We start from the raw sequence: 24,701 nt of genomic DNA on the forward strand, positions 1-24,701 counted from the left end.
GAAAGCCCGTGACCAGCAGCCCTCCCGAGCGGATCCGGGTCACCGGGCCACCCCGTCGTACGACGAGTCGGCGCAGCCGGGCCCGGGAGATCGACGACCAGACCATGCTCGGGACCGTGCTGGTGGAGTCGCTCCTCCGGGCGCAGCTGCGACTGGCCGTGATGGTGCTGATCCCCCTGGTCGTGATCGCGGTCGGGCTCCCGCTGGCCTTCCACCTCGTCCCTGACCTGTCCGACCTCCGCATCCTCGGCGCACCACTGGCGGTCCTGCTGCTCGGCGTCCTCATCTATCCGGTGCTGTTCGTGCTCGGCTGGAGCTATGTGCGACGGGCCGAGCAGAACGAGCGCGACTTCGCCGAGCTGGTCGAGATCGCCCAACCCGAGTCGAGCCAGAACCCATGATCACCTCGGTGCCCAGTGTGGTCGCGGTCGTGCTGGTCGCCGTCGCGACGCTGGCGATCGGGACCTGGGGGTTGCGGCTCTCGCGCACCACCAGCGACTTCTTCGTCGCCTCGCGCACCGTGCGCCCGGCGCTCAACGCCTCAGCGATCGGCGGCGAGTACCTCTCCGCCGCCTCGTTCCTGGGAGTCGCGGGGCTGGTGCTGGTCTTCGGTGCCGACATGCTCTGGTACCCGGTCGGCTGGACCGCGGGCTACCTCGTGCTGCTGGTGCTGGTGGCCGCCCCCCTGCGTCGTTCCGGTGCCTACACGCTGCCCGACTTCGCCGAGGCCAGGCTCGCGTCGTCGAAGGTGCGCACCACGTGCACGCTGATGGTGGTGGCCATCGGCTGGCTCTACCTGGTGCCCCAGTTCCAGGGAGCCGGCATCACCCTCGAGTCGGCAACCGGGGCTCCTCCCTGGTTGGGCGCCGTGGTGGTCGCCACGGTGGTGCTGGTCAACGTGCTCTCCGGCGGCATGCGCAGCATCACGTTCGTCCAGGCCTTCCAGTACTGGCTCAAGCTCACGGCGCTGCTGGTCCCGGCCATCGTCCTCGTCGGGGTGTGGCTCGGTGACGGTCGGCCCGCACCGGACGGCTCGACGAACGGACACTGGGCCCTGCCCCTCGCGGAGGGCGGAGCCCAGGGCCTCTACCTGACCTGGTCGCTGATCATCGCGACGTTCCTCGGCACCATGGGCCTCCCGCACGTCGTGGTCCGGTTCTACACGAACCCCGACGGGCGAGCGGCCCGGCGAACGACGGTGGTCGTGCTGGGGCTCTTGGGCGCCTTCTACCTGCTGCCGCCGATCTATGCCGAGCTCGGCCGGGTCTACGGCGAGCGCGCCGACCCCAACGTCCTGGTCCTCGACCTGCCCCGGCTGATGCTCCCCGGCACCGGCGGCGAGCTGTTGTCGGCACTCGTCACCGCGGGCGCGTTCGCGGCGTTCCTGTCCACCTCCTCGGGGCTCTCGGTCGCGGTGACGGGCGTGCTCACCCAAGACGTGTTCCGTGGTCCGCACTTCACCGGCGTGCGTGCCTTCCGGGCCGCCGCGGTGATCGCCGTGGTCACCCCCTGCGTGGCGGCCGTCGCCGCACCCGACCTGGGGATCGCCAAGGCGGTCGGGTTGGCCTTCGCGGTCGCTGCGTCGACCTTCTGCCCGCTCCTGGTCCTGGGCATCTGGTGGCGCGGCCTCTCCGACGTCGGCGCGATGGCCGGGCTCGGCGCGGGCTTCGTGTCCTCCGGCCTGGGGGTCGCCTACTCGTTGAGCCCCTACTCCACGACCGGCTGGGTCGACGTACTCCTCAGCCAGCCTGCGGCCTGGTCGGTGCCGCTGGCCTTCACCACGATGTACGTCGTGTCCCGGGCGACCGCGTCCAGGGTGCCCCCGCACGTCCGGCGATTCATGGTGCGCCTGCACACCCCGGAGGCCGTGGAGCTCGACCGAGGCTGACCGTTCGTCGCGTTCGAGGCACCGCTCATCGATTCGTCGTCCCCACTCGGCGCGGCATCGCCTCGCACCCCTGCCGCCGTTGCCACCACGTCCCTAGCGTGAGCCGAGTCACACCCCCGCAGGAGAGGCGACCCTCGTGACCGAGCCGAATGGCGTGCACCAACGCTCGCAACACCCGATCTACCAAGAGCTCCACGACTCCGACGACTTCGGCGAGCTCCGGCGTCGCTACCGCACCTTCGTGATCCCGTGGACGGTGGCCTTCCTGGCCTGGTACCTGCTCTACGTGGTCATGTCGAACTGGGCAGGTGGCTTCATGAACACCAAGCTCGTCGGCCACATCAACGTGGCCCTGGTCTTCGGGCTCCTGCAGTTCGCCTCGACGTTCCTGATCGCCTGGCTCTATGCCCGGCACATGAACCGCCACGTCGACCCACTGGCCCGCCAGCTCGAGGCCCGCTACGACGCGGCCATCAAGGGAGAGGGGACCCACGCATGAACGGCACCGAGCTCCTCACCGCCTGCCTCTTCGTGGGCGTCGTCCTGATCACCGTCGGCATCACCTTCTGGGCCAGCCGCCAGACGTCGGGCACCGCGAACTTCTACGCCGGCGGTCGTCAGTTCTCCGGCTTCCAGAACGGGATGGCGGTCTCCGGTGACTACATGTCGGCCGCGTCCTTCCTCGGGATCTCCGGCCTGATCGCCCTCAACGGCTACGACGGCTTCCTCTACTCCATCGGGTTCCTGGTGGCCTGGCTGGTGGCCCTGCTGCTGGTGGCCGAGCTGCTGCGCAACTCGGGTCGCTACACGATGGCCGACCAGCTCGCCTACCGGATGAAGCAACGCCCGGTGCGCACGGCCGCGGCCAGCTCCACCGTGATCGTGTCGATCTTCTACCTGCTCGCCCAGATGGTCGGCGCGGGCGCACTCGTGACGCTGCTCCTCGGCGTCGAGAGCGAGCTGATGAAGGCCGTCGTGATCGCGCTCGTCGGCCTGCTGATGATCTTCTACGTCACCGTCGGCGGCATGAAGGGCACCACCTGGGTGCAGATCGTCAAGGCCGTGCTGCTGATGACCGGCACCATCCTGATCACCTTCCTGGTGCTCGCCAAGTTCGACTTCAACCTCTCCGAGCTGCTCGGGGCCGCCTCGGAGAACACCGGCAAGGGCGAGGCGTTCCTGCAACCCGGCCTGAAGTACGGCGTCGACCTGACCAGCCAGATGGACTTCATCTCGCTCGGCATCGCTCTGGTCCTCGGCACCGCCGGGCTCCCGCACATCCTGATCCGCTTCTACACCGTGCCGACCGCCAAGGCGGCCCGCACCTCGGTGATGTGGGCGATCGGCCTGATCGGCGCGTTCTACCTGATGACGCTGGTGCTGGGCTTCGGTGCGGCAGCCATGCTCGACACCGGCGCCGGCAGCAAGGTCGCCGAGAGCAAGGGAAACCTGGCCTCACCGCTGCTGGCCGAGGCCGTCGGCGGCGGACACGGCAGCGCAGGTGGCGCCATCCTCCTGGCCCTGATCTCCGCAGTCGCGTTCGCCACGATCCTCGCGGTCGTGGCCGGGCTGACCCTGACCTCCGCCTCGTCCGTGGCGCACGACCTCTACGCCAACGTGTTCAAGAAGGGCACCGCCACCGAGCAGGACGAGGTCAAGGTGGCGCGGATCTCCGCCTTCGTGATCGGTGGCATCGCGATCGCCCTCGCCATCCCGGCACAGAAGCTGAACATCGCCTTCCTGGTCGCCCTGGCCTTCGCGGTCGCGGCGTCGGCGAACCTGCCGTCGCTGATCTACAACCTCTTCTGGAGGCGGTTCAACACCCGCGGTGCCACGTGGGCGATCTACGGCGGACTGATCTCCTGCCTGGTGCTGGTGGCCTCCTCCCCGGTGGTCTCCGGCAAGCTCAACCCCGACGGGACGAACGCAGCGCTGCTGCCGGCGAGCATCGACTTCTCGTGGTTCCCGTTGGAGAACCCCGGCATCATCTCGATCCCGCTGGGCTTCTTCTTCGGCTGGCTCGGCACCGTCACCTCGAAGGAGGTCGAGTCCGAGGCGGCGTACGACGAGCTCGAGGTCCGCGCCCTCACGGGTTCGGGCGCTGAGGTGGCCGTCCCCGACTGATCCGGCCCGACCGTGAGCAACGCGGTGTCCGTCGCTCCTGACGCACTGTGTGGCGTGGAATCGACCAGGGCACCGCGTTGCGTGCGGTGACGGGGCGGGCCACCCTCGTCGCCAACCGGAAACCGGCCTAGGCTGCAAGGTGACGAGCGGCACAGAATGACGAATCGAAAACAGGAGTGAATGTGACTAGCGAAGCCCTTTCGAATCTGAGCCACGAGGATCGTCGGTTCCCCCCTCCGGAAGACCTTGCCGCATCGGCGAACGTGAAGGCCGACGCCTACGACGCCGCGACCGCCGACTTCGAGGGCTTCTGGGCCGAGCAGGCCGACCGGCTCGACTGGGGCCAGAAGTGGGACCGGGTGCTCAACTGGGACGACCCGCCCTTCGCGAAGTGGTTCGAGGGCGGCACGATCAACGCCTCCGTCAACTGCGTCGACCGCCACGTGCAGGCCGGCAACGGTGACAAGGTCGCCATCCACTGGGTCGGCGAGCCCGAGGACGACAGTCGCGACATCACCTACGCCCAGCTGCAGGACGAGGTCAACAAGGCCGCCAACGCCCTGACCTCCTTGGGTGTCACCAAGGGCGACCGGGTCGCGATCTACCTGCCGATGATCCCCGAGTGCGTGTTCACCATGCTGGCCTGCGCCCGCCTCGGCGCACCGCACACCGTCGTCTTCGGCGGCTTCTCCGCGGACGCCCTGGCCTCCCGGGTCGAGGACTGCGGCGCCAAGGTGGTCGTCACCTCCGACGGCGGCTACCGCCGTGGTGCGCCCTCCGCCCTCAAGCCCGCCGTCGACGACGCCGTCGCCAAGCTGGCCGACGGGGAGCACGCGGTCGAGCACGTCCTCGTCGTACGCCGTACCGGCCAGGACGTGGCCTGGAACGACGACGTCGACGTGTGGTGGCACGACGTGGTCGATGACCAGTCGACCGAGCACGAGCCCGAGATGCACGACGCGGAGCACCCGCTCTACGTCATGTACACCTCGGGCACGACCGGCAAGCCGAAGGGCATCCTGCACACCACCGGCGGCTACCTGGTCGGGACGTCGTACACGCACTGGGCGGTCTTCGACCTCAAGCCCGACACCGACGTCTACTGGTGCACGGCCGACGTCGGCTGGGTGACCGGCCACTCCTACATGGTCTACGGCCCGCTCGCCAACGGCGCCACCCAGGTGATGTACGAAGGCACCCCTGACAGCCCGCACAAGGGCCGCTGGTGGGAGATCATCGAGAAGTACGGCGTAACGATCTTCTACACCGCTCCGACCGCGATCCGCACGTTCATGAAGTGGGGTCGCGAGATCCCGGACAAGTTCGACCTGTCCTCGGTGCGGGTGCTGGGCTCGGTGGGCGAGCCGATCAACCCGGAGGCCTACGTCTGGTACCGCGACACGATCGGCGCCGGGAAGACCCCCGTCGTCGACACGTGGTGGCAGACCGAGACGGGCCAGATCCTGATCTCCCCGCTGCCGGGCGTCACCGAGGCCAAGCCCGGCTCGGCGATGACTCCCCTGCCGGGCATCGATGCCGACGTCGTCAACGACGAGGGTGAGTCGGTGCCCGACGGGTCCGGTGGCTACCTGATCCTGCGCAAGCCGTGGCCGGCCATGCTGCGCACCATCTGGGGCGACGACGAACGCTACAAGGACACCTACTGGTCGCGCTGGCCCAACGTCTACTTCGCCGGCGACGGCGCCAAGAAGGACGAGGACGGCGACATCTGGGTGCTGGGTCGCGTCGACGACGTGATGAACGTGTCCGGGCACCGACTCTCCACCACGGAGATCGAGTCGGCGCTGGTCTCGCACCCCAAGGTCGCGGAGGCCGCAGTGGTCGGTGCGAGCGACGAGATGACGGGCCAGGCCCCGTGCGCGTTCGTGATCCTGAGGGAGACCGCGGTCGAGGAGGCAGACGAACCCGGCGAGGGGGCTGACCTGGTGCAGGAGCTCCGCAACCACGTGGCCAAGGAGATCGGTGCGATCGCCAAGCCACGCCAGATCCTCATCGTTCCCGAGCTGCCCAAGACCCGGTCGGGCAAGATCATGCGCCGCCTCCTGCGCGACGTGGCCGAGAATCGCGAGATCGGTGACGTGACGACCCTGGCCGACTCCTCGGTGATGAACCTGATCCAGTCGGGCATGTCGGGCAGCTCCGACGAGTAGCCCACCCGCCGAGACGGCACGAGTTGACGCTCACAAACGCCGAGGCGGCACGAGTTGACGCATCACGCGTCAACTCGTGCCGCCTCGGCGTCAGTCGTGGGTCAGCGGGCGCGGCGGGAGAGCCGTTCGATGTCCATGATCACCACGGAGCGCGGCTCGAGACGGAGCCAGCCGCGCGATGCGAAGTCGGCCAGCGCCTTGTTGACGGTCTCGCGGGAGGCGCCGACGAGCTGGGCCAGCTCCTCCTGGGTCAGGTCGTGGTGGACGTGCACGCCGTCGTCGGCGGTGCGCCCGAAACGGTCGGCCAGGTCGAGGAGTGCCTTGGCCACACGGCCGGGCACGTCGGAGAAGACCAGGTCGGCGTTGACGTCGTTGGCCTTGCGCAGACGAGCCGCGATCTGGGACAGGAGTCCGTGCGCCACGACGGGACGGCCCTCGAGCCAGCGCAGCAGGTCTTCGTGGGACAACGAGGCGAACGCGGCGTCGGTGACCGTCGTGACGGTGGCCGAGCGCGGCCCCGGGTCGAAGAGCGAGAGCTCACCGAACATCTGGCCCGGGCCGAGGATCGCCAGGAGGTTCTCGCGTCCGTCCGCTGAGGTGCGACCCAGCTTCACCTTGCCGTCGAGGACGATGTAGAGCTTGTCGCCGGCATCACCTTCATGGAAGAGCACCTCCCCACGACGGAGCCGGGATTCGGCCATGGACGACCGCAGTGCCGTGGCTGCCTCATCGTCGAGCGCACTGAAGAGCGGGGCCTGACGAAGCACGTCGTTGTCCACAAATTCCTCCCATGTAGTGGTGGGTTCCGAGCCGATCCTAGCCGTGGTCCACATCACATGATCAACCATCGGCCGCCGAAAGCCCGAACTGGACCACGATCCGGGCGTCGACCTGTCCTCCACGTAGGCTGTGGGGGTGCCACAGACTCCTTCGCAGACGGCCTTGGTGCGCCGGGCCCGCAAGATCGATCGGGTCCTCGGTGCAACCTACCCCGACGCCAAGTGTGAACTCGACTTCGCCAACCCGTTCGAGCTCCTGGTCGTCACGGTGCTGAGTGCGCAGACGACGGACAAGCGTGTCAACGCGGTGCGTCCGACGTTGTTCGCCGCCTATCCCGACGCTGCCACGATGGCCGGGGCCGAGCGCGCCGACCTCGAGCAGATCGTCGGCCCACTCGGGTTCTTCCGCGCCAAGACCGAGTCACTCCTCAAGCTCAGCGCTGCCCTGGTGGAGAACCACGGTGGCGAGGTGCCGCCCAGGCTGGACGCCCTGGTCAAGCTCCCAGGAGTCGGCCGCAAGACCGCCAATGTCGTGCTGGGCAACGCCTTCGACATCCCCGGCATCACCGTCGACACCCACTTCGGCCGCCTGGTCCGTCGCTTCGGGTGGACCGAGGAGACCGATCCGGTGAAGGTCGAGCACGCCGTCGGCGCACTGTTCCCCAAGCGCGACTGGACGATGCTTTCGCACCACGTCATCTGGCACGGCCGGCGCATCTGCCATGCCCGCAAGCCCGCCTGCGGAGCCTGCCCGGTCGCGCGCTGGTGCCCGGCGTACGGCGAGGGTCCGACCGACGCGGGCGAGGCGGCCAAGCTGGTCCGCACCGAGGGACGGGCATGAGACCAGCGACCTGCCGAGCAGGCAGAGGCATGAGGCGCACCCTGGTCGCGGTGGTCGTGGCACTGCTGGCCCTGCAGGGCTGTGACTCGATCACGCCACCCGAGGTGGACAAGGCCAACAAGTCCGACGTCGACGTCGACACCCCGGAGCTGCGCAAGCTGAAGGACAGGACTGAGGTCGCCGACTGCCAGCCGACGCAGGAGGGCCACGTCGACGGTGGTCTTCCCGACGTGACGCTCCCGTGCCTCGGGGGCGGCAAGGACGTCGACGTCGCCGGGCTGCGCGGCCCGATGGTGGTCAACCTGTGGGCCGTGTGGTGTGGCCCGTGCCGCCGCGAGCTGCCGATCTACCAGCAGTTCCACGAGAAGCACGGCGACCGTGTGCCCGTGCTGGGCATCGACTTCCAGGACACCCAGCCCGGCGCCGCACTGGACCTCATCCGGGAGACCGGGGTCAGCTACCCGCAGCTCGCGGACCCCCAGACCGACCTGAGCCTGAAGGACCCGTTGCCCAACATCGCCGGACTGCCCTACGTGATCCTGATCGACGAGGACGGCGTCGTGCGTGACCAACGGTTCGAGGAGATCGACGATCTCGCCGAGCTCGAGGGCCTGGTGTCGAAGCACCTCGGGATCGACCTGTGATCCCCCGATGGCTCGAGCCGCTCCGTGAGGGCGCCGCGTCGATCACCGTCCACGACCTGACCCGATTCATGCCTCCCGAGGGGAGCGATCCACGACGCGGTGCCGTGCTCATGCTGTTCGGGGACGGTCCCGAGGGCCATGAGCTGTTGCTGACGGAGCGCTCCCACACGATGCGCAGCCACCCCGGCCAGGTCTCCTTCCCCGGGGGCGGCATCGACCCCGGCGAGACGCCGCACGACGCCGCGCTGCGCGAGGCCTGGGAGGAGACCGGGCTCGACCCCGACGGTGTGGAGATCTTCGCCGAGCTCCCCGAGCTGTGGCTGCCACCGAGCAACTACGCGGTCACCCCGGTCCTGGGGTGGTGGGCCGAGCCGTCGCCCGTCACGAACCACTCGATCGAGGAGGTGCATGCCATCCACCGCGTGCTGATCTCCGACCTGGTCGAGCCCACGCACCGCATCTCCGTTCGCCACCCCAGCGGGTGGCTCGGGCCCGGCTTCCTGATCGGTGACGACCGCGATGTCATCCTGTGGGGCTTCACCGCCGGCATCATCGCCCGCCTCTTCGACCACGTCGGCTGGTCGAGCGAGTGGGACACCGGCGTGGTGCACGACCTGCCGACCTACATGTTGCAGGGTGAACCCGCACAGGCTCCGCCCCCGCCCAACACCCACTTCAAGGAAGGACCCGGCCGATGAACATCCTCGACTGGATCCTGCTCCTGCTCGTGCTCGCCTACGCACTGTCGGGCTACTGGCAGGGCTTCGTCACCGGCGCCTTCGCGACCGCCGGGCTGCTGCTCGGCGGCCTGTTCGGCATCTGGCTGGCGCCGATCGCCCTCGGCGGTGCCGATCCTTCGGTGTGGGTGTCGTTGGGCGCGCTGTTCATCGTGATCCTCTCCGCGACGCTCGGCCAAGCACTCCTGCAGTACGCCGGGGCCAAGGTGCGTGCGCAGATCACGTGGCAACCCGTGCGCGCGGTGGACGCCGTCGGAGGCGCTGCCCTCAGCGCGGTCGCCGTACTCCTGGTCTCGTGGGCGCTGGGGGTCGCCGTGTCCGGTACCCGGATCGGCCAGGTGACGCCGGTGGTCCGTGACTCCGTGGTCCTGGCCAAGGTGGACCGGGTCCTCCCCGACGGGGCCAACCGCGCACTCAACGCGTTCAACAACGTCGTGGGGGCCAGCTTCTTCCCGCGCTACCTCGAGCCGTTCGCGCCCGAGCGCATCGTGGAGGTCGGGCCGCCCGACAAGAAGGTCGTGCGCGACCCCGACGTCGTCGACGCCGCCGCGAGCGTGCTGAAGATCCACGGTGACAACAATTGCGGCCGCGGCGTCGAGGGCACCGGGTTCCTCTATGCCCCCGACCGGTTGATGACCAATGCCCACGTGGTGGCCGGCGTCTCGGACCCCGAGGTGCTCGTCGGCGACGACAACGTCGACGCCCAGGTCGTCTACTACAACGAGGACCTCGACATCGCGGTGCTCACCGTCGAGGGCGTCGACCGGCCTCACCTGAGCTTCGACAAGTCGGCCGAGCCCCGTGACGACGCCGCCGTGCTCGGCTACCCGGAGGACGGCCCCTACAACGTGCAGCCGGCCCGCATCCGTGCCCAGCAACGACTCCGCTCACCTGACATCTACGGCCAGGGCTCGGTGATCCGCGAGGTCTACTCGCTGCGTGCCCTGATCCGTCCCGGCAACTCCGGTGGTCCGATGGTCAACACCAAGGGCGACGTCACCGGGGTGATCTTCGCGGCGTCCGTCACCGACGCCGACACCGGCTACGCGTTGACCTCCGATGCCGTGGCCGAGGCGGCCGCCAAGGGCTTGACCAGTGACACGGAAGTCGGCACCAGCGACTGCGCCGGCTGACCCGACGTACCCCCCCAAATCCGCGATAGTCCCCAACGCCTCGCATCCGGAATCACGGTTCCGACCTGCGAGACGTTGGGGACTATCGGATGAGTGGGTGAGCAGTCAGCTGCTGCGCTTGAGCGCGGTCTTCGTCTCCTTGGCCTGGGCGATCGCCTTCTCGGGCCCCTTGACCTTCTTCACCGAGCGCAGGCCGAGGAAGCCGAGGATCGCGGCGACCAGGACGTAGAGACCGAAGACGATCAGGTAGCACCAGTGCCGGTCGAGGCCGTCGCCGTTCCAGTGGATCAGCTCGGCCAGGAAGATCGAGAAGATGATGACCGCCAGCAGCAGCATGAAGGCGGCGCCGGCGAAGAGCCCGATGCCGGTCCCGCCCGCCTTGACGCTGACCTTGAGCTCCGACTTGGCGAGCTTGATCTCGTTGGAGATGAGGCTCGAGATGTCGCGTTGGGCATCGACGACCAGCTTGCCGATGGTCGGCTCTTCGCGCTTCGCCTCGTCGAGGGACATGCGGTTGGCTCCCTGTGTCTCGCGGTCGGTCAGTCCGTTGCGGACTCTACACGTCAGCGGCGGCCTGCTCCGCGACCCTCCGGTGCACCCGGTTGCGACGGAGCAGGATCGTTGCCCCGAGGACAGACGCGAACAGTGACCCGCAGAGGACAGCGGTCTTGGCCGCCTCCCGCTCGGCTCCGGTGAAGGACAGGTCGGAGACGAGCAGCGACACGGTGAAGCCGACGCCGGCCAGCACCGCGACACCGAAGACGTCGATCCAGCTGATGTCCTTGTCGATCTCCGCGCGGGTCAGCTTCGTCAGCAGCCACGAGCCGCCGAACACCCCGATCGGCTTGCCGAGCACGAGCCCGAGAACCACGCCGATCACGACCGGGTCGGTGACCAGCTCCGCACCACCACCGATGACGACACCGGCAGACATCAGCGCGAAGAACGGGACCGCGACTCCTGCCGACCAGGGCGACAGGACGTGCTCGATGTGTTCGGCCGGGCTGGTGTCCTCGCCGTTGTCGGTGCGGACACGCGTGAGCAGCCCGAGCACGACACCGGCGATGGTGGCGTGGATGCCACTCTCGTGGGTGAACCACCAGGCGCCGATCGCCAGCGGCAGGTAGGGCAGCACGTTCGGCACGCGCAGGTGCTGCAGCAGCCCGTAGGCGGCGAAGCACAGTCCGGCCAGCACCAGGGACCACGGGTCGAAGCCCGCGGCGTAGAACGCGGCGATGATGATGATGACGATGAGGTCGTCGACCACCGCGAGGGTGAGCAGGAAGGCGCGCAGCTGTCCCGGCAGCGATGACCCGACGATCGCCAGCACGGCCAGGGCGAAGGCGATGTCGGTGGCCGAGGGAATCGCCCAGCCACCGACGTGTCCGTCGCCGACCACGTTGACGACGGTGTAGATCAGCGCCGGGACGGCCACGCCGCAGGCCGCCGCGACGACCGGAACGATGGCGTCGGAGATCTTGCTCAGTGAGCCCACGAGGAACTCGCGCTTGAGCTCCAGCCCGGTGACGAAGAAGAACAGGGTCAGCGCACCGTCCGCTGCCCACTGCTCGACGTTCAGGGGCCCGATCCGGAATTCACGCAGGTGCTCGTAGCCGTGACCGAAGGCGGAGTTCGCCCATACGACGGCCACCAGTGCGGCGATCAGGGCGACGGCACCACCGACGGTTTCCTTGCGGAGGAAGTCACCGACGAAGGTGTCCTCACGACTGGTTGGATCGGGGAGGAAGCGAAGGCGGGCGAGCTTGGTCATGGGGCCTCGTTCAGGGGTTGGCTGCAGACTTCCGCCGGCGACTGTGTGCGACGGGCCGACCAGACTTCCCGGCTCTCCACGGTGCACTCTACTCCCGCCGAGGCTTCCCCCGAGACTTCCCCGGCCCCTCCCCGAACGGGATGGTCCCCTGACGTCCGAGTGCTCCGCTGCCGGCGCCCCCTGACGTTGCGTCCCTCCGAGGACGAAACCTCAGGGACTATCGCCGGAGGAAGGCGAGCTGGGCGCGGACACTCATCTCGGCGGCACCCCACAGCACCGGATCGACGTCGACGTAGACGATCTCGACCACCTTGCGTGGCAGCTCGTCGTCGGCGATCCCCTCGGGGTGCGGCTGGGCGGCGAGCGTGGCCACCGCGGCCTCGACCTGGGCCAGCCGGTCGCGTCGGTGGCTGATGTAGAAGTCGAGGGCGCCGAGGGCGTCCTCGATCACCGGACCGTGCCCGGGCCAGATCGCGGCCAGTTCGTGCTCGGTGGCCAACCGGTGCAAACGGTCGAGCGAGTCGAGGTAGGCACCGAGCTGGCCGTCGGGGTGGGCGACGACCGTCGTGCCGCGGCCCAGCACCGTGTCGCCGGTGAGCACGGCGCCGTCCGCCGGGACGTGGAAGGAGAGGGAGTCGGCCGTGTGGCCGGGGGTGGCGATGACGTGCACCTCGAGGCCGTCGACCTCGACCACGTCACCGTCGGCGAGGCCTTCGCTGCCCAGCCGGTACGCCGGGTCGAGGGCGCGTACGCCGCAACCCATCCGTTCGGCGAACTCGCGTGCCGCCTCGGAGTGGTCGTGGTGGTGATGGGTCAGCAGCACGGCGGCGACCGCACCCGAGGCGTCCTCGATCGCGTCGAGGTGGCTGAGGATCGACGGTCCGGGGTCGATCACGATCGAGCGCCGGGCACCGGGCTCGCGCAGGACCCAGGTGTTGGTGCCGTCGAGCGTCATCAGGTCGGCGTTGGGGGCGAGCACGCAGCGCGCTCGCTCCCCGAAGCTCCCGCCGGCCCAGCCTGTCGTGCTGCTCATTGCGCCAGCGCTTCGCCGACCCGGGTGCCGAGCTCGACGATCCGGTCGTTGCTCTCGAGGCGATTGGTCTCCGGGTCGAAGGTCGGAGTGATCATCTCGAAGGGCAGCGAGGAGGCATGCTCGAGAGCGGCCGCGGGTGACGTGGCGTCGTACATGTCGCAGAGCGTTGCGTAGGTCGGCGGCATCAGCATCATCTGGCCCTCGTCGGCCAACCGCAGCGCGTCGCGCACCGGGAACCACGCCACCGTCTCGGACTCGGTGGAGACGTCGCGGGTGACCTGCCCCTCGGGCAGGGCGGCCACGAAGAACCAGGTGAGATAGCGCTTGGGCTCGAAGACCGGGGTCAGCCAACCGCCGAGGACGGCCAGCAGGTCGGTGCGGATCACCAGGTCACGCGCCTGGAGGAAGTCGGAGAAGGCCAGCTCGTGGGCCTCGAGCGCGGCCCGGTCGCGCTCCCAGTCGTCACCGGTGGTGTCGGCGACGACGGTGTCCCTGGTGCCGGCCAGCAGGACACCGGACTCCTCGAAGGTCTCGCGCACCGCCGCGCAGACCAGCTCGGTGGCCTGCTCCGGGGTGCAGTCCATCCGCTGGGCCCACTCCTCGGGCGTCGGGCCGGCCCACAGGGACTGGTCGACGTCGGCGTCACGCGGGTCGACCCCGCCACCCGGGAAGACGCTCATGCCGGCTGCGAACTTCATCCCGACGTGGCGTCGCAACAGGTAGGACTCGAGCCCACCGGGCCGGCCGTCGCCCTCGCGCAGCAGCACGACGGTCGACGCGGCTCGTGGCGTCGCAGGCTCCCGGGTGCCGTCGATGAACTCTCGTGCCTGGTCGAGGAACCCCGGCGGCAGGGTTCGCGTCGGGTCCATCCTCAGACCTCGACGGTGATCTCGACCTCGACCGGAGTGTCGAGGGGCAGCACCGGGACGCCGACGGCCGAGCGGGCGTGCACGCCTGCCTCGCCGAACGCCTTGCCGAGCAGCTCGGAGGCACCGTTGGCGACGCGCGGCTGGCCGGTGAAGTCGGGTGTGGAGGCGACGAACGCGACCACCTTCACGATGCGCTTGACCTGGTCGAGGTCGCCGATCACGGACTTCACCGCGGCGATCGCGTTGAGGGCGCACTGCTGGGCGCACTCCGCCGCCTGCTCCTCGCCGACCTCGCCACCGACCTTGCCGGTGACCATGAGCTCGCCATTCCTCATCGGCAGCTGGCCGGAGGTGAAGATGTGGTTGCCGCTGCGCACCGCAGGCACATAGGCGGCGACGGGCTTGGCGACGTCAGGGACGGTCAGGCCCAGCTCTGCGAGACGGTCCTCGACGACGCTCATGCCTGACCGCCGTCGAGCGGTCGCTTGAAGAACGCGACCGTGCCGCCTTGGGCATTGGTCTGGAGCTGGACGAGCTCCCAGCCGTCCTGCCCGAAGTTGTTGAGCATCAGGGCTTCGTTGTGGAGCGGAATCGGCGCCACCTGGTATTCCCACTTCGTCATGCTGGGCACCTTACTCGGGCCCCGGTCTAGGCTGCACCACATGCCCGAGGAGATCGGCCCGCACGAGCTCGCCAGCCTGGTTCGCCAGGGCATCGCCGGGGCCGCCGAGCCGACCAGGGCCGCGTCGATGCGGGCCTACATGAAGTCGACCATGCCCTACCGCGGGGTCAGCGCCGTCCCGCTGGCCCGACTGCTCAAGGAGACGTACGCCGCGTGGGTGCTCCCCGACGAGGAGTCCTGGCGAGAGGCCGTCCTGCTGCTCTGGGACGGGGCCGAGTTCCGCGAGGAGCGGTACGCCGCCACGTCCCTGGCCGGCCACCGTCTCTACCGGGAGCACCAGCAGGTGCACACCCTCGAGCTCTATCGGCACCTGGTCGAGACCGGCGCGTGGTGGGACCACGTCGACGGCATCGCCTCACACCTCGTGCGTGACATCCTGGTCGCCCATCGCGACGAGGTCACCGGGTTGATGCGGGAGTGGGCCGTCGACGACCACCTCTGGACCAGGCGTACGGCGATCATCTGCCAGCTCGGCCTCAAGGATCGGCTCGACCGGGTGCTGCTGACGCACGCGATCGACGCCAACCTCGACGGCTCCACGCGCACGAGGGCCGCGGAGTCGCCCCACGGACGCGAGTTCTTCATCCGCAAGGCCATCGGCTGGGCCCTGCGCGACCACTTCCGCACTGATCCCGACTGGGTGCGAGGCTTCGTCGCAGCGCGTGGCACCCGGCTCTCGGGACTGTCACGGCGTGAGGCGCTCAAGCACGACCTCGCTTGACCTCAACCGCACTTCAACTCCTAGCGTCTGCCAGCGTGACCACGATGACCGAGACCCAGCAGGACCGTCCCGAGCGGATCCTTGCCCCGGCGTACGCCGCGACGACGATCGGCATGTTTGCCCTGATCGCGTTCGTGGCGTTCGAGGCGATGGCTGTGACGACCGTGATGCCGGGCATCGCGCGCGAGCTCCACGGGGAGGACCTCTACGCGCTGACCTTCGCAGCACCGCTCGCCAGCGGCGTCATCGGCACCGTCGCCGCCGGACTCTGGTCCGACCGCCGTGGCCCGGCGCTGCCCCTGGTGCTCTCGATGGTCCTCTTCTCCGCCGGGCTCGTCGTGTGCGGGACCGCACCGACCATGGAGGTCCTGGTCGGCGGTCGGTTGCTGCAGGGACTCGGTGGTGGCGCCCTGACGGTGGGGCTCTACGTGCTGGTGGGGCTGGCCTTCCCGCCCCGGCTGCAGCCGTCGGTCTTCGCCAGCTTCGCGGCCGCGTGGGTGCTGCCGAGCCTGTTCGGTCCGGCCCTCGCGGCCTACGTCGCAGCGCACGTCGGGTGGCGGTGGGTCTTCCTCGGCGCGGTGGCCCTGGTCGCGCTCAGCGCACTGCTGATCGCCCCCGCCGTCCGTGGTCGGGGCGACCACGGCGCCACGCAGGGCGCACCCCTGTCACGACTGCTGTGGGCGGCCCTGGCCGCGGTCGCCGTCCTCGCGGTCGAGCTCCTCGGGTCGGCCCGGGGCGTCACCGGCCTCGGTGCCATCCCGGCCTTCCTGGTGGTCGTGCTGTCGCTGCGCAGGCTGCTTCCGCCGGGCACCCTGGTCGCGCGGCCGGGCCTGCCCGCCGTCATCGGCACGCGCGGCCTGCTGAGCGCCGCATTCTTCTGCGTCGAGGCCTACATCGTCTACGTCCTCCAGGAGGACTGGGGCCTCACCGCAGGTCGAGCCGGCCTGGCCCTCACCGTCGTCGGCGTCATCTGGGCGGCGGCCAGCCAGGTCCAGGCCCGACTCGGCCCCCGCGTCTCGAACACCGGGGCGATGCGGGTCGGCACGGCTCTCGTGCTCACCGGAGCCACGCTCCTGGTGGTCAGTGTCGTGCTGCACCTCCCCGCCGTCGTCGCCGCGGCGTCGTACGTCGTGGCCGGGGCCGGCATGGGCTTCGGCTACCCGCGCACCGGCGTGGCCATGCTGGACGAGTCGACCGACGAGGACCGGGGGTTCAACTCCTCGGCACTGTCGATCGCCGACTCGCTCGGCGCGGCCTTCGCCCTGTCGGTGGCCGGGGTCCTCTTCGACGCCGCCGACCGGAGCGGCGCAGACCCGTTCGCCACGGTGTTCGTCCTCGCGGCCGGGCTCGGCGTCGTCGGAGTGCTCGTGGCCCGGCGCACCTCGGCCGCTGGCGCGCAGGTCGCGTGACCCGACACGTGGGCCGGGACTGTCAGGGGTTGTCGGGCGCCTCACCCGTCTCGAGCCACATGACGGGAACACCCGTGACCCGGCTCCACATCAGCAGCGTGATGCGACGAGTCCTGGTGTGACAGTTCTCGGCATTGGTGATCGTGCTCTGGGACACCCCGAGCACGGCGGCGAACTGGCGGGTCGTCAGACCGGTGCCCTCGCGCGCCTTGCGCAGGCGATCGCCCATCGTGAACGTGGGGATCACGCCCACGACGTCCACTTCTGCAGCCTCCGACACAGCCTCACTCCCTCCCCAGGGTGATCTACCCAATGGTAACCCGTGCAGGCGTGGCCCGCATGGTCATTGCTTCTGGTCACTTCGAGTCATTCCTGAACCAAAACGAGCGCAGGAGCCAATTTCCCTGCTAAGTTTTTGAACGATCAATCATCTGCGGCACGGGGGAATCGGAGCATCATGCAGAAGGTCTCGGGCGTGCGCCGAGCAGGCGGAACCGGTGGCACGTCCTTGTTCGCCTTCGGGCGGCGACGTCAACCACAGACACTCGCCAGGACCGTGACCGAACGACTCGGTGCGCTGGCCTTCGCCTGCGTGGCGTTCTTCATCGGCTTCACCTTCTTCGGCACCCAGAACGCCGCGCCCATCGAGGCACCGGCGTCGGCCGAGATCCGAGCGGACCAGGCCACGTCCGCAGTGATGGTCGAGCGGCTGATCGCCCGCTTCGACTGCTGGACGGGCGAGGCCCCGGCCGACATGCAGGGCCAGGTGCCCGGACACGTCATCGTCACGCACCCCGGCGACGACCACCCGGTCCGCGGAGGCGAGTTCCTGGTCGGGAAGGCGCTCGACCAGCTGTTCGCCGGAGCCGCCAACCACCTCCAGGTGCACGCCTTCTGCCGCTGAGCGCGCCAGAGGTCAGCGGATCACCCGTGAGCACGACCAACGGGCACGAGCTGCCTGCACCACCGTCAGACCGTGGTCGCACACGGGGATCCCTCCGGAGCACGACGATCCGCCCTCGGTGACGCACTAGGGTCGGCGCCATGCGGCAACCGTGGCGTCTCGACGAGCGAGGCCAGCGTCTCCTCGACTTCACGCTCGCCGGCTTCCTGGTCTTCACCGCCGTCGCCGGCACTCTGCTGGGTGGATTCGTGCCGCTGGTCGGCGCGCTGTGCACGCTGCAGTTCCTGCCGCTCTTCTGGCGACGCACCCGCCCGATCGCCTCCGCTGCCGGGGTCGTCACCGCCACCTCGCTGCAGGCTCTCGCGGTCGACACCCCCATCTGGGGTCAGGTCGCGATCCCGGTCACGGTCTACTCAGTGGCCCGTTTCGCCAACGCACGCTGGGGTTTCGCCGTCCTCTCAGTCGGATTCGTCGGCGCGGCCGTGGCGTCCTACGACTGGCTGAGGCCCTACTCCGAGGGCACTGGCCCGACCGCCTACGTCTCCTACTTCCTGACCATTGCTGCCATCGTCTCGACTGCGTGGGCGCTGGGCACCCTCGGTCGCACCCGGGCGGCGTACGTCGACTCGTTGGTCGAGCGCGGGGAGCGCCTCGAACGGGAGGCGGCACAGCAGGCCCAGCTGGCCGCCCAGGACGAGCGAGCACGGATCGCCCGGGAGATGCACGACGTGGTCGCCCACGGCCTGTCGGTGATCGTGGTGCAGGCCGACGGGGCCCGGTATGCCGCCGCCAAGGACCCCGACGCCGCCACCCGGGCCCTGGACACGATCTCGCAGACCGGTCGTGAGTCGCTGACCGAGATGCGGCGGATGCTCGGCCTGCTGCGCTCCGAGACCGGCTCCGGAACCGCGCCGCAGCCGGGAGTGCAGGACCTCCCCCACCTCGTCGACGAGGCGCGCGCCGGCGGCATGCCGCTCGAGGCTGACCTGCCCGACCCGATGCCGACGCTGCCGGACGGCGTCGCCCTCACCGTCTATCGCATCGCCCAGGAGGCACTGAGCAACGTGCGCAAGCACGCCGGCGTGGCACAGGTGCGACTGACCCTGCTCCACGACCACGGCGAGGTCCGGCTCGACGTCGTGGACGACGGCCGCGGTGCCGCCGCGATCCCCGACGGAAAGGGCCTGGGCCTGCTCGGCATGCGCGAGCGGGTCACCGTGCACGGCGGCACCCTCACCGCCGGTCCGGTGACCGGCGGCGGCTTCCGGGTCTCTGCAAGGATTCCGGCATGATTCGCGTCTTCCTGGTCGACGACCAGCAGATGGTCCGTGCCGGCTTCCAGATGCTGGTCGACTCCCAGGACGACATGCAGGTGGTCGGCCAGGCCGGCGACGGTGCCGAGGCGCTCGAGAAGCTGACGGTGACCGGCGCCGACGTCGTCCTGATGGACGTGCGCATGCCCCGAATGGACGGCGTCGAGGCCACCCGGCTGCTCGCGTCCCGGGGAGAGACCCCACGGATCATCGTGCTCACCACCTTCGACCTCGACGAGTACGCGTTCGCGGCGATCAGGGCCGGCGCTGCTGCGTTCCTGCTCAAGGACGCCCGCCCCGACGACCTGCTCCAGGCAGTCCGGGCCGTGCACGCCGGCGACTCGGTCGTGGCCCCTTCGACCACCCGCCGACTGCTCGATCACTTCGCCTCGTCCCTGCCCGAGGCCCCTGCGCCGGCCCGTGCCGGGAGCGACCGGCTCGCCGTGCTCACCGACCGTGAGCGCGAGGTGCTGGTCCTGGTCGGTCGCGGTCGCTCCAATACCGAGATCGCCGCCGACCTGGTGGTCGCCGAGGCCACCGTGAAGACCCACGTCGGCCGGTTGCTGGCCAAGACCGACTCCCGCGACCGGGTGCAGCTGGTGGTGCTGGCCTACGAGACCGGCCTCGTCGGTTCCTGACGTCATCCCCGGGTCGTACGCCGGACGGCGGCGTCGCCCCTGCGGCGTACATGCCGTTCCACCGTCGGCCTGACGACCGGGCGCCGTGGAATTCCTAGCGTTGTGGCCATGATCGAGACGACCCTCCACCAGACCACCGGGACCGCCGCCACGGCGCGCGGCCTCACCAAGACCTACGGCCGCGGCGACGCCGCGGTGCACGCGCTCCGCGGCGTGGACGTCGAGCTGGCGTCGGGGCGGTTCACCGCCATCATGGGGCCCTCCGGCTCCGGCAAGTCGACCCTGATGCACTGCCTGGCCGGGCTCGACCAGCCCACGGCCGGCAGCGTCGAGGTGACCGGCGTGGCTCTGCAGTCACTGGACGACACCGCGTTGACGAAGTTCCGCCGTGACCACGTCGGCTTCGTGTTCCAGTCGTTCAACCTGCTGCCGATGCTCACCGCCGGGCAGAACATCCTGCTTCCTCTGGAGCTCGCCGGACGCAAGGTCGGCAAGGAGGAACGCGCCCGCTTCGAGATGGTCGTCGACGTGCTCGGCCTGGCCGACCGGACGGGCCACCTGCCCAGCCAGCTCTCCGGAGGCCAGCAGCAACGCGTGGCCATCGCTCGTGCCCTCGTCGCCCAGCCGGCGATCGTCTTCGCCGACGAGCCGACCGGCAACCTCGACAGCACGGCGTCGGCCGAGGTGCTCGACTTCCTGCGCCACTCGGTGCGCGAGCTGGGCCAGACCGTGGTCATGGTCACCCACGAGCTCGACGCGGCGGCCCATGCCGACGACGTGATCGTGATCGCCGACGGCCGGATCGCCAGCCATCTCCACGGCCCGACGCGGGACGAGCTCGTGGCGGCCCTGCAGCAGAAGGGCGCCTGATGCGCACGGTCATCCTCGCCTCGATGCGGAGGCACACGCGACGCTATGTCGCCGCCAGCCTGGCGGTGGTCATCGGCGTCATGTTCATCATCGTCACCAACGCCCTCTCGTCGGCAGCCCGGGACGGGATGGTTGCCGGGATCGAGGCTCCCTACGCCCATGCCGACGTCGTGGTCTCCGGCATCGACGGCGACCAGGCCGGACAGCTCCTCGACCGTGCGGAGAGGGAGGGGGCACAGGCCTCCGTTCTCGGCTGGGCCTGGCTCCCGGTCTCACGTGACGGCACCGAGATCGCCGACGGAGCCGATGTCGGAGCACTCCCCCGCGACGACGCCATGCGCTGGCTGGAGCTGGTCGAGGGACGCTTCCCGCAGACCGACGACGAGGCGGTCGTCGACGCCAACGCTGCCAAGGGCAACGACGTCCACATCGGCGACACCCTCACCATCGACAAGGGCCGCGACGCCCTCGACGTGCGGGTGGTCGGAACGGTCGACAGTCCGTCCTCGATGGTGTGGAGCGCGGTCTACCTGACGCAGGAGGCGCAGGGGCGCTGGCTCGACCAGGGAGTGGTCAACAGCGTCGCCTGGCGCGGCAACGGCTCCACGACGGACCAGGTCGAGGCCCTGCAGGGGGCCTACCCAGAGGCGACCGTGCAGACCACCGACGACTTCGTCGACGACCAGCAGGAGCTGGCCACCAACGGCGTCGACGTCATCGCCTTCATCCTGCTGCTCTTCGCCGCGATCGCGATCGCCACCTCCGTCATGGTCATCGCCAACACCTTCTCGATCCTCTTCGCCCAGCGCACCCGCGACTTCGCCCTGCTGCGCTGCGTCGGCGCGACCAAGCGACAGGTGTTGCGATCCATCAGGCTCGAGGCCCTGCTGCTCGGAGCCGCCTCGGCCTGCCTCGGCCTGCTCGCCGGCACCGGGCTCGGCCTGGGACTCGTGGCACTCATCCGCGACCAGGCGCCGAGCACTCGTCTCGGCGACGCCTCGTTCTCTCCCGTGTGGTTCGCGGGCGCGTTCCTGGTCGGCCTCGCGGTGACCCTGGTCGCGGCGTGGCTGCCGACCCGCCGGGCCACGCGGGTCAGCCCCTTGGTTGCCCTGCGGCCCGACACCGGTGTCGATGTGCGTACGTCGAGTGGCCGGCTCCGCATCGCCCTCGGCATCCTCATGGTCGGAGCCGGAGTGGTCGCCATGGCGGCCGCCATCGCAGCGACCGCGGCACCGTTGATGGTTGCCGGTGGGATGGCCACCTTCTTCGGCGTGGTGGTGCTCGGGCCCACCATCGTCCCGGCACTGATCCGGGTCGCCGGCTCGCTCACCGCCCGCCTGATCGGCATGCCCGGCCGGCTGGCCACCTCCAACGCGGTCCGCAACACCCCCGGCGTACGGCGGCCACGACCGCGTCGCTGCTGGTCGGCGTCACCCTGACCACCGCGGTCCTGACCGGCCTGGCCAGTGGGCGCAGCATCATCGAGAAGGAGATGGCCACCGACCACCCGCTGGACGCATCGGTCTCCGCCACCAAGGGCGTCGGCCTCGATGCCGGCCTGGTCAGCGACATCCGCGAGCTGCCGGCCGTCGAGGACGCCGTGGAGATCCCGGGGACCGTCGCGACGATCGACCACCGCGTCGGCAGGCTCCGCGTCGTGGCGCCGGCTCCGGGTGCGAGCGACCTGATGCGCAGTCGGCCGGGGTTCAGCTCACCCCGGGCCGACGAGATCCACCTGCCCTTCAGCGTCCTCGAGGACGGATCCATGCCGAGCCGGGTCACCGTCACGGTCGGCGACCACACCCGGACGCTCCGCGTGAGTGCCGGCCAGGACTGGGGCACCGTCGCTGTCGTCGCCACGGAGACCTTGCTGGCGCTGGACGACCGCCCGACGACCCAGGCCATCTGGATCCGTGCCGACCTGGGCACGGATGCCGAGGACTTCAGCGGGGACCTCTCCGCTGTCGCCTCGTCAGCCGATGCCGAGGTCGAGTCGACCCTGGGCCAGTGGGCCTTCGTCGACCTGCAGCTGGACGTGATGACCGGCGCCGTCGTGGGCCTGCTGGGCATCGCCGTGGTCATCGCCCTGATCGGCATCGCCAACACGCTGGGACTCTCGGTGCTCGAGCGGGGTCGCGAGAACGCCCTGCTCCGGGCACTCGGCCTCACCCGCCACCAGCTGCGCGCGACCCTGGCCATCGAGGCGGTGCTGCTCTCCGTGGTGGCCACCCTGGTCGGCACCGCGATGGGCATCGGGTTCGCGTGGGTGGCGGTGCAGACGATGCTCGAGTCGGTCGTCGCCGACGCGACGATGACCCTGCCGCTGGGCCAGCTGGCGATCGTCGTGCTCGTCTCTGCGTTGGCCGGGCTGCTGGCGTGTGTGCTGCCCGCCCGTCGGGCGGTCCGGGTGTCCCCGGCGGCGGGGTTGACCCTGGACTGACGGGCCGGGTGACGCCGGGTCGGCAGACTGACGGGTCGGCAGACTGACGGGTCGGCAGACTGACGGGTCGGCAGACTGACGGGTCGGCAGACTGACGGGTCGGAGACGCCGGGTCGGCACGGGTGACGAGGCAAGCGTCATCTCGTGCCGACTCGGCGTCCAGGTCGTCCAGGTCGTCCGACCGTTGACCGGATCGACCAGAGGACCCGATCGGTCAGGGGTCAGTGCAGCTCGGGCTCGGTCTTCTCGCGGATCTCGTCCTCGGTGACGCCGGGCGCGAGCTCGACCAGCCTCAGGCCGCCACCCTGGGCCTCGGGGGTGATGTCGATGACCCCGAGGTCGGTGATGATGCGCTGCACGACGCCCAGGCCCGTGTAGGGCAGCGAGCAGTCGTTGACGATCTTGTAGGAGCCGTCGCGTGCGACGTGCTCCATCAGCACGATCACCTTCTTGGCGCCGTGGACGAGGTCCATCGCCCCGCCCATCCCCTTGACCATCTTGCCGGGGATCATCCAGTTGGCGATGTCACCCTTCACGGACACCTGCATGGCGCCGAGGATGGCCGCGTCGATCTTGCCCCCACGGATCATCCCGAAGGACGTCGCGGAGTCGAAGAAGGAGGCGCCACGGTTGAGAGTCACGGTCTCCTTCCCGGCGTTGATCAGGTCGGCGTCGACCTGGTCCTCGGTCGGGTAGCGACCGACACCGAGGATGCCGTTCTCGGACTGGAGCACCAGCTCGACGCCCTCGGGCACGTAGTTGGGCACCAGCGTCGGCAGGCCGATGCCGAGGTTCACGTAGGAGCCGTCGCTCAGCTCGGAGGCGGCACGGGCTGCCATCTGTTCACGGGTCCAGGCCATGTCAGTTCCCTTCCAGGTTTCGAGACGGTTGCTGCGCAACCTCCTCAACCGGCGTGCTCACGGTGCGCTTCTCGATGCGCTTGTCGGCGGCCTGCTCCGGCGTCAGCTCGACCACGCGCGTCACGAAGACGCCCGGGGTGTGCACGTCGTTCGGGTTCAGCTCCCCGGGCTCGACGAGCTCCTCCACCTCGGCGATGGTCACCCGACCGCACATCGCTGCGAGCGGGTTGAAGTTGCGGGCCGAGTCACGGAAGACGAGGTTGCCGTGCCGGTCGCCCTTCCACGCCCGGACCAGGCCGAAGTCCGCGACGATCGCTTGCTCGAGTACGAACTGCTTCTCGCCCTCGGCCGTGGGGAAGGTGCGCACCTCCTTGGCCGGTGAGGACACGACCACGTTGCCGGAGTCGTCGTACCTCCACGGCAGGCCGCCCTCGGCCACCTGGGTGCCCACGCCGGTGGCGGTGAAGAAGGCCGGGATGCCCGTGCCGCCGCAGCGCATCCGCTCGGCGAGCGTGCCCTGCGGGGTGAGCTCGACCTCGAGCTCCCCGGAGAGGTACTGCCGGGCGAACTCCTTGTTCTCCCCAACGTAGGAGGAGATCATCCGGCGCAGGCGCCGAGCGCCGAGCAGGCGGCCCAGGCCCCAGTCGTCCACGCCGCAGTTGTTCGACACCGCCTCGAGCTCGTCGGCGCCCTGCTCCAGCAGCGCGTCGATCAGCACGGACGGGATGCCGCACAGCCCGAATCCACCGACAGCCAGGGTCGATCCCGACGCGATGTCGGCCACCGCCTCGGCGGCGCTCCCCATCACCTTGTCCACAGGTCCTCCTCAACGACGTGGCGACGTCCGTCCGGACGCCTCCTCCATTTGTGCCCG

At 69.7% G+C, this 24,701-nt stretch carries 27 protein-coding genes; 17 read left to right on the forward strand and 10 right to left on the reverse strand.

Annotation, left to right across the window (positions count from 1 at the left end; translation table 11 throughout):
• The first annotated feature begins 8 nt into the window (after window positions 1–8).
• The 5 genes from ncot_RS17835 (at window position 9) to acs (ending at window position 6,183) form a co-directional block, all read left to right on the forward strand.
• Window positions 9–401 carry a hypothetical protein gene (locus tag ncot_RS17835; protein WP_168618809.1) on the forward strand — a complete coding sequence of 131 codons (393 nt, stop codon included), beginning with the start codon at window positions 9–11 and terminating at the stop codon, window positions 399–401.
• Window positions 398–1,888: a cation acetate symporter gene (locus ncot_RS17840; protein ID WP_168618810.1), complete on the forward strand. Its 1,491-nt coding sequence runs from the start codon at window positions 398–400 to the stop codon at window positions 1,886–1,888. The genes ncot_RS17835 and ncot_RS17840 overlap by 4 nt, the downstream gene beginning before the upstream one ends.
• A gap of 136 nt (window positions 1,889–2,024) precedes the next feature.
• Window positions 2,025–2,387, forward strand: coding sequence for a DUF485 domain-containing protein (locus tag ncot_RS17845; protein WP_168618811.1), 363 nt, complete (start codon window positions 2,025–2,027; stop codon window positions 2,385–2,387).
• Window positions 2,384–4,012 (forward strand): cation acetate symporter, encoded by a 1,629-nt coding sequence (locus tag ncot_RS17850; RefSeq protein ID WP_168618812.1) that lies wholly within the window; start codon window positions 2,384–2,386, stop codon window positions 4,010–4,012. Before ncot_RS17845 ends, ncot_RS17850 begins: the two co-directional genes overlap by 4 nt.
• 182 nt (window positions 4,013–4,194) lie before the next feature.
• A complete protein-coding gene (gene acs / locus ncot_RS17855) occupies window positions 4,195–6,183 on the forward strand; it encodes an acetate--CoA ligase (protein WP_168618813.1) in 1,989 nt (662 codons plus the stop codon).
• A gap of 101 nt (window positions 6,184–6,284) precedes the next feature.
• Here the strand turns inward: acs and ncot_RS17860 are convergent, their stop codons facing one another.
• Window positions 6,285–6,962: a Crp/Fnr family transcriptional regulator gene (locus tag ncot_RS17860; protein ID WP_082602701.1), complete on the reverse strand. Its 678-nt coding sequence runs from the start codon at window positions 6,960–6,962 to the stop codon at window positions 6,285–6,287.
• Window positions 6,963–7,098: 136 nt separating this feature from the next.
• Between ncot_RS17860 and nth the strand changes: the two genes are divergently transcribed.
• Genes nth through ncot_RS17880 form a run of 4 tightly spaced genes read left to right on the forward strand, consistent with a single transcriptional unit; the run spans window position 7,099 to window position 10,317 of the window.
• Entirely contained in the window at window positions 7,099–7,803 is a 705-nt protein-coding gene (gene nth / locus ncot_RS17865; RefSeq protein ID WP_168618815.1) for an endonuclease III, read from the forward strand.
• Between the two features lie 29 nt (window positions 7,804–7,832).
• A complete protein-coding gene (locus tag ncot_RS17870; protein ID WP_168618816.1) occupies window positions 7,833–8,447 on the forward strand; it encodes a TlpA disulfide reductase family protein in 615 nt (204 codons plus the stop codon).
• Entirely contained in the window at window positions 8,444–9,145 is a 702-nt protein-coding gene (locus ncot_RS17875; protein ID WP_240937964.1) for a CoA pyrophosphatase, read from the forward strand. The genes ncot_RS17870 and ncot_RS17875 overlap by 4 nt, the downstream gene beginning before the upstream one ends.
• Window positions 9,142–10,317, forward strand: a complete 1,176-nt coding sequence (locus ncot_RS17880; RefSeq protein ID WP_168618817.1) for a MarP family serine protease — start codon at window positions 9,142–9,144, stop codon at window positions 10,315–10,317. Before ncot_RS17875 ends, ncot_RS17880 begins: the two co-directional genes overlap by 4 nt.
• A gap of 105 nt (window positions 10,318–10,422) precedes the next feature.
• Here the strand turns inward: ncot_RS17880 and ncot_RS17885 are convergent, their stop codons facing one another.
• From ncot_RS17885 to ncot_RS17910, 6 genes are all read right to left on the reverse strand, one after another.
• Complete coding sequence (locus ncot_RS17885; protein WP_168618818.1) at window positions 10,423–10,827, reverse strand: phage holin family protein; 405 nt, start codon at window positions 10,825–10,827, stop codon at window positions 10,423–10,425.
• Window positions 10,828–10,873: 46 nt separating this feature from the next.
• Window positions 10,874–12,088, reverse strand: a complete 1,215-nt coding sequence (gene nhaA, locus ncot_RS17890; protein ID WP_168618819.1) for a Na+/H+ antiporter NhaA — start codon at window positions 12,086–12,088, stop codon at window positions 10,874–10,876.
• Between the two features lie 217 nt (window positions 12,089–12,305).
• A complete protein-coding gene (locus ncot_RS17895) occupies window positions 12,306–13,121 on the reverse strand; it encodes an MBL fold metallo-hydrolase (RefSeq protein WP_168618820.1) in 816 nt (271 codons plus the stop codon).
• The gene (locus tag ncot_RS17900) at window positions 13,118–13,990 is read right to left on the reverse strand and encodes an NUDIX domain-containing protein (protein WP_168618821.1); all 873 of its coding nucleotides are present in this window, start codon (window positions 13,988–13,990) and stop codon (window positions 13,118–13,120) included. The genes ncot_RS17895 and ncot_RS17900 overlap by 4 nt, the downstream gene beginning before the upstream one ends.
• A 2-nt stretch (window positions 13,991–13,992) precedes the next feature.
• Window positions 13,993–14,451, reverse strand: a complete 459-nt coding sequence (locus ncot_RS17905; RefSeq protein WP_168618822.1) for a RidA family protein — start codon at window positions 14,449–14,451, stop codon at window positions 13,993–13,995.
• Window positions 14,448–14,612 carry a DUF4177 domain-containing protein gene (locus tag ncot_RS17910; RefSeq protein ID WP_168618823.1) on the reverse strand — a complete coding sequence of 55 codons (165 nt, stop codon included), beginning with the start codon at window positions 14,610–14,612 and terminating at the stop codon, window positions 14,448–14,450. The genes ncot_RS17905 and ncot_RS17910 overlap by 4 nt, the downstream gene beginning before the upstream one ends.
• 40 nt (window positions 14,613–14,652) lie before the next feature.
• Here ncot_RS17910 and ncot_RS17915 point away from each other — a divergent pair, with 40 nt between their 5' ends.
• Both ncot_RS17915 and ncot_RS17920 read left to right on the forward strand, forming a co-directional pair.
• Complete coding sequence (locus tag ncot_RS17915; RefSeq protein ID WP_168618824.1) at window positions 14,653–15,393, forward strand: DNA alkylation repair protein; 741 nt, start codon at window positions 14,653–14,655, stop codon at window positions 15,391–15,393.
• A 44-nt stretch (window positions 15,394–15,437) separates the two neighbouring features.
• A complete protein-coding gene (locus ncot_RS17920) occupies window positions 15,438–16,802 on the forward strand; it encodes an MFS transporter (protein WP_168619449.1) in 1,365 nt (454 codons plus the stop codon).
• A gap of 22 nt (window positions 16,803–16,824) precedes the next feature.
• Here ncot_RS17920 and ncot_RS17925 read toward each other — a convergent pair whose 3' ends face one another.
• Complete coding sequence (locus ncot_RS17925) at window positions 16,825–17,064, reverse strand: helix-turn-helix transcriptional regulator (protein WP_168618825.1); 240 nt, start codon at window positions 17,062–17,064, stop codon at window positions 16,825–16,827.
• Between the two features lie 294 nt (window positions 17,065–17,358).
• On the opposite strand from ncot_RS17925, the gene ncot_RS17930 reads away from it, so the two are divergent.
• From ncot_RS17930 to ncot_RS17955, 6 genes are all read left to right on the forward strand, one after another.
• Window positions 17,359–17,706, forward strand: coding sequence for a hypothetical protein (locus ncot_RS17930; RefSeq protein WP_168618826.1), 348 nt, complete (start codon window positions 17,359–17,361; stop codon window positions 17,704–17,706).
• Between the two features lie 140 nt (window positions 17,707–17,846).
• Complete coding sequence (locus tag ncot_RS17935) at window positions 17,847–18,998, forward strand: sensor histidine kinase (protein ID WP_168618827.1); 1,152 nt, start codon at window positions 17,847–17,849, stop codon at window positions 18,996–18,998.
• Window positions 18,995–19,657, forward strand: coding sequence for a response regulator transcription factor (locus tag ncot_RS17940; RefSeq protein WP_168618828.1), 663 nt, complete (start codon window positions 18,995–18,997; stop codon window positions 19,655–19,657). Before ncot_RS17935 ends, ncot_RS17940 begins: the two co-directional genes overlap by 4 nt.
• Window positions 19,658–19,765: 108 nt before the next feature.
• Complete coding sequence (locus ncot_RS17945) at window positions 19,766–20,527, forward strand: ABC transporter ATP-binding protein (protein WP_168618829.1); 762 nt, start codon at window positions 19,766–19,768, stop codon at window positions 20,525–20,527.
• Window positions 20,527–21,966 (forward strand): ABC transporter permease, encoded by a 1,440-nt coding sequence (locus ncot_RS17950; RefSeq protein WP_168618830.1) that lies wholly within the window; start codon window positions 20,527–20,529, stop codon window positions 21,964–21,966. Before ncot_RS17945 ends, ncot_RS17950 begins: the two co-directional genes overlap by 1 nt.
• A 53-nt stretch (window positions 21,967–22,019) precedes the next feature.
• Window positions 22,020–22,967, forward strand: a complete 948-nt coding sequence (locus tag ncot_RS17955) for an ABC transporter permease (protein ID WP_168618831.1) — start codon at window positions 22,020–22,022, stop codon at window positions 22,965–22,967.
• A gap of 221 nt (window positions 22,968–23,188) precedes the next feature.
• On the opposite strand, the gene ncot_RS17960 is transcribed toward ncot_RS17955, so the two are convergent.
• Both ncot_RS17960 and ncot_RS17965 read right to left on the reverse strand, forming a co-directional pair.
• Window positions 23,189–23,827 carry a 3-oxoacid CoA-transferase subunit B gene (locus tag ncot_RS17960; protein WP_168618832.1) on the reverse strand — a complete coding sequence of 213 codons (639 nt, stop codon included), beginning with the start codon at window positions 23,825–23,827 and terminating at the stop codon, window positions 23,189–23,191.
• Window position 23,828: 1 nt separating this feature from the next.
• Window positions 23,829–24,632 (reverse strand): CoA transferase subunit A, encoded by an 804-nt coding sequence (locus tag ncot_RS17965; protein ID WP_206065417.1) that lies wholly within the window; start codon window positions 24,630–24,632, stop codon window positions 23,829–23,831.
• Window positions 24,633–24,701 lie beyond the last annotated feature (69 nt).

Source organism: Nocardioides sp. JQ2195, from assembly GCF_012272695.1.
Taxonomy (GTDB): domain Bacteria; phylum Actinomycetota; class Actinomycetes; order Propionibacteriales; family Nocardioidaceae; genus Nocardioides.

Bases quoted from the DNA above. Each gene is read 5' to 3' on its own strand.
- ncot_RS17840 (WP_168618810.1), top strand. From the start codon at position 398: ATGATCACCTCGGTGCCCAGTGTGGTCGCGGTCGTGCTGGTCGCCGTC.
- ncot_RS17850 (WP_168618812.1), top strand. From the start codon at position 2,384: ATGAACGGCACCGAGCTCCTCACCGCCTGCCTCTTCGTGGGCGTCGTC.
- ncot_RS17870 (WP_168618816.1), top strand. From the start codon at position 7,833: ATGAGGCGCACCCTGGTCGCGGTGGTCGTGGCACTGCTGGCCCTGCAG.
- ncot_RS17880 (WP_168618817.1), top strand. From the start codon at position 9,142: ATGAACATCCTCGACTGGATCCTGCTCCTGCTCGTGCTCGCCTACGCA.
- ncot_RS17885 (WP_168618818.1), bottom strand. From the start codon at position 10,827: ATGTCCCTCGACGAGGCGAAGCGCGAAGAGCCGACCATCGGCAAGCTG.
- nhaA (WP_168618819.1), bottom strand. From the start codon at position 12,088: ATGACCAAGCTCGCCCGCCTTCGCTTCCTCCCCGATCCAACCAGTCGT.
- ncot_RS17895 (WP_168618820.1), bottom strand. From the start codon at position 13,121: ATGAGCAGCACGACAGGCTGGGCCGGCGGGAGCTTCGGGGAGCGAGCG.
- ncot_RS17900 (WP_168618821.1), bottom strand. From the start codon at position 13,990: ATGGACCCGACGCGAACCCTGCCGCCGGGGTTCCTCGACCAGGCACGA.
- ncot_RS17905 (WP_168618822.1), bottom strand. From the start codon at position 14,451: ATGAGCGTCGTCGAGGACCGTCTCGCAGAGCTGGGCCTGACCGTCCCT.
- ncot_RS17910 (WP_168618823.1), bottom strand. From the start codon at position 14,612: ATGACGAAGTGGGAATACCAGGTGGCGCCGATTCCGCTCCACAACGAA.
- ncot_RS17915 (WP_168618824.1), top strand. From the start codon at position 14,653: ATGCCCGAGGAGATCGGCCCGCACGAGCTCGCCAGCCTGGTTCGCCAG.
- ncot_RS17920 (WP_168619449.1), top strand. From the start codon at position 15,438: ATGACCGAGACCCAGCAGGACCGTCCCGAGCGGATCCTTGCCCCGGCG.
- ncot_RS17935 (WP_168618827.1), top strand. From the start codon at position 17,847: ATGCGGCAACCGTGGCGTCTCGACGAGCGAGGCCAGCGTCTCCTCGAC.
- ncot_RS17940 (WP_168618828.1), top strand. From the start codon at position 18,995: ATGATTCGCGTCTTCCTGGTCGACGACCAGCAGATGGTCCGTGCCGGC.
- ncot_RS17945 (WP_168618829.1), top strand. From the start codon at position 19,766: ATGATCGAGACGACCCTCCACCAGACCACCGGGACCGCCGCCACGGCG.
- ncot_RS17950 (WP_168618830.1), top strand. From the start codon at position 20,527: ATGCGCACGGTCATCCTCGCCTCGATGCGGAGGCACACGCGACGCTAT.
- ncot_RS17955 (WP_168618831.1), top strand. From the start codon at position 22,020: ATGGCCACCGACCACCCGCTGGACGCATCGGTCTCCGCCACCAAGGGC.
- ncot_RS17960 (WP_168618832.1), bottom strand. From the start codon at position 23,827: ATGGCCTGGACCCGTGAACAGATGGCAGCCCGTGCCGCCTCCGAGCTG.
- ncot_RS17965 (WP_206065417.1), bottom strand. From the start codon at position 24,632: ATGGGGAGCGCCGCCGAGGCGGTGGCCGACATCGCGTCGGGATCGACC.